Raw genomic sequence first — 696 nt, forward strand, 5'->3', positions numbered from 1 at the left:
CAACAGCTGCTGCTCGTGCTCGTCGATGAAGCCGATGTTGCGGCCGGTGAAGGAGTAATAGTCGAAGTTCATCGCACCGCCCCGCTGTCCTGCCGGCGCGGCCGCAGCGTGCCGAAGGCGCGGCTGTCGTCCAGCCAGTACACCACCGGAAACACCAGCCGTTGCAGCGCCAGCATCGCGGACGCCGCGAGCAAGGCCGGCAGCGAGCCCGAGGGCACCTCGCGCATGAGGTAACGGCGCGCGCCGGCCAGATCGACGCGGCCGAGCTGCAGCACGTCATCGCCGCGGCCGTAATCCAGCTCGCGCTCACAGAACTCGTTGTAGACGGCATTGCGATGCTTCGGTGCGATCTCGAAGGTTTTCTTCAGCGCATCCGAGCCGCCGGTATAGGCATTGGTGATGACCGAGCGCGCCTCGTCGAAGCCGGCCTCCTCGCCGACACCGAACACCGCGCGATGCCGGGCCATGATGCCCCGCGCGAGCTGCAGATGCGCAAAGCTCTGCCGGGCGCCCGGCAGCGGCGACGGGAATACATCCGAGAAGGTGTCGCTGACCATGCCGACCACCGCCGGCACCTGGGTGACGTTGGAGATCCATTTCGGCCGCAAGCCGTCGCGGGCGAACAGCACCAGCGCGGTCAGGCCATAAAGCACCCAGGACAGCCCCTGCCCGCGCACATCGGGATCGACCATGACG

Annotated in this window: 1 pseudogene; it reads right to left on the minus strand. The window is 67.4% G+C overall.

The features are described from left to right. Nucleotides 1–68: 68 nt before the first annotated feature. Nucleotides 69–696, minus strand: a pseudogene (locus NS334_RS17480) (hypothetical protein); the annotation flags it as partial.

Origin of the sequence: Sphingomonas endophytica, from assembly GCF_001476895.1 — a bacterium.
Lineage (GTDB): Bacteria > Pseudomonadota > Alphaproteobacteria > Sphingomonadales > Sphingomonadaceae > Sphingomonas > Sphingomonas endophytica_A.